Here is a 2,196-nt window from a genome sequence, read left to right on the forward strand (position 1 = left end):
GTACTGCCAGGTTCTTCTTGGATTGTTGTAGCGTGGCATTGGATACCTCATCTTCAGTTAGATGTTGGTATCCGTTAAAGCGGGGGAGGTTCACAGTCCGACAACATGCGCTTGTTAAGCGCATTTGAGCACAATTGGTAGAGCGTTCTGGAGCAGGTTTTCTAAATCTTCCGGCCACACTGAAGCTTCTTTCATTTTATCTATTAGCTCTAGAAAGCTACTATCCGTCAACAGCATTGTGGCTGTTGATGCTGCATAATTTGCCTGGGGGACGCACTCTCTTAATAAACCTTCAACTACGCCCAGTAGCCTGTTCTTTGTTCTTGTATCAACAGCTACTTGATAGGCGTTCCACCGTTCCCATGACGTTTCAATAAGCTCGCTGACTTTTTCCCCGATTTTATAACGGCTAAATACCAGACGATCTGAGTGATTAAGGTTGGTAACCTGAATTGTACAGGCTCCAATTTCCGAAATACCCCTCAATCTGTAGAGACGGAGAGCCAAGTGATCTTTAGGATCATCTCGATAGGGATTTACAATAGGGTCTGCCACTACATCATGGGTTCCCTTAGAGCTATTACACTTTTTGCATGATGGTAAGAGGTTCTCCCAATCAACCACCTTATCTGGATTGCTTTTTTTATCTTCGAAATGCTCAACCTCCATATAGTTACTCTCTGTCTCTAGTGGACATTCACAATATGCGCACTTGCCAAAGCTAGAACAAAGTAGAGGTTCTTTGATGTGATGGTGATTCCAAACAGACTTTCCGCTACTTTTGAACTCAGCAGTTAACTCTGCGACCTTTTCAACAGTTAGGTAGGTGGGAGCCAGAACTCTTTGTAACTTAATCACTCGCCAACCTCCCGAATGGAAATTAGCTCAAGTTTGAGTAGCTTCCTAAGATAGTTTTCAGAATGAAGCAATTTGTCTAATTCCTTATAGACTGCTTCAGCTGCAGAATAGTTTTCTTCGGTTATCGCCTTCTCGAATTCGGAAAGCTTTTCTTTGTAGGTATCAGTTCTTGTATCTTCCATGCCCATTACATCGGTAAGCACTTCTTCTACAGTCCAACCTTGAAAGCCATAAGAGCCTCCATTCAGCTGCCTTCTATAAACTCCATCATCATTCGAAGCTAATGCAATAATTTCATTTGGCTTAGCATTCTGCAAGATATGAGGACTATGCGTTGACGTTATAAACTGAATTTTTGGGAAAACATCGACCAATATTCCAGCAATTTTTGCTTGCCATTCAGGGTGCAAATGAAGCTCAAGCTCATCTATTAGAATAATCCCATCGAATTCATCAGCTTTTATGCAAGGGGATTTAAAGCGAAGTTCAATATCTTTAATAATTCCAAAAATAATCGACAAGCAAGACTTAAACCCAGATGACAAATATTCGTAGTAGATTTCGCCACTTGGAGAATCAACCATTATCTCATTAGAAGATGCGAGTACTTTTTTAAAGCTAAACCCTTCGCTTAGTAATGAGAAGGCCTTTTTTGCTATTTCTAGGTTGTGCAGTTGCTCTACAGTCAACGCCCCTTCATGAGCTGAATACAAGTATCGATTCACAAACCAATTTTTGACTTCGTTAATATTTACTCCAGATTTAGCCTCTTGATAAGACGTGTTAATGTTTTTATCTGTGTCTTTCGCAACTGCTTGAAGGGGTTGATATTGAAACGTTCTGGTGACTTTTAGCGAAAGTAGTTTTTCCGAATACTGGTGCAAACCATTAATGCTTGATTGCTTATCTGGATCAAAGTCAGCGATTCGAACATTTGACTGTTGGTCACCGTTTTCTGTTTCGATAATCGATTTAAATGTTCCTTGAGCACTTGAGACGTTTCTCTTAAGAATATTTGTATTACTAGCCGAAAAGGAATGAGCCACACATTCTAGAATTGTAGTCTTACCTATACCATTGGGACCGCATATAAAATTCATATGATTATCAAAATCAATGTGCAGATTTTTGACTCCACCAATGCCTTCGATATCTATCGACTTTATTTTCATGTTAATTCCATTCCTGGGTGGGTGTATCGCTTAACGCCTTGGTAACGTGCGCCGCCAGGCGTCACGTTGAACAACTTGTATGGTTAAATTTCCTTGATTTCTCTTCTTTGTCTAAAGTGAAGCCCGTAGCTAGTGGCATCTAGTTACCGGATTCCCAGCCCGATGA

The 2,196-nt window shown here is 40.6% G+C and carries 2 protein-coding genes; both read right to left on the reverse strand.

Annotated features, from left to right (window positions below):
- Positions 1-114: 114 nt before the first annotated feature.
- The gene (locus MIB40_RS19330; RefSeq protein WP_249697139.1) at positions 115-858 is read right to left on the reverse strand and encodes an HNH endonuclease; all 744 of its coding nucleotides are present in this window, start codon (positions 856-858) and stop codon (positions 115-117) included.
- Complete coding sequence (locus MIB40_RS19335) at positions 855-2,030, reverse strand: AAA family ATPase (RefSeq protein WP_249697140.1); 1,176 nt, start codon at positions 2,028-2,030, stop codon at positions 855-857. The genes MIB40_RS19330 and MIB40_RS19335 overlap by 4 nt, the downstream gene beginning before the upstream one ends.
- Between the last annotated feature and the right edge of the window lie 166 nt (positions 2,031-2,196).

Source organism: Aestuariirhabdus haliotis (assembly GCF_023509475.1).
GTDB lineage: Bacteria > Pseudomonadota > Gammaproteobacteria > Pseudomonadales > Aestuariirhabdaceae > Aestuariirhabdus > Aestuariirhabdus haliotis.

Excerpts from the sequence above, each read along its gene's own strand:
- MIB40_RS19335 (WP_249697140.1), bottom strand. The coding sequence starts at position 2,030 with ATGAAAATAAAGTCGATAGATATCGAAGGCATTGGTGGAGTCAAAAAT.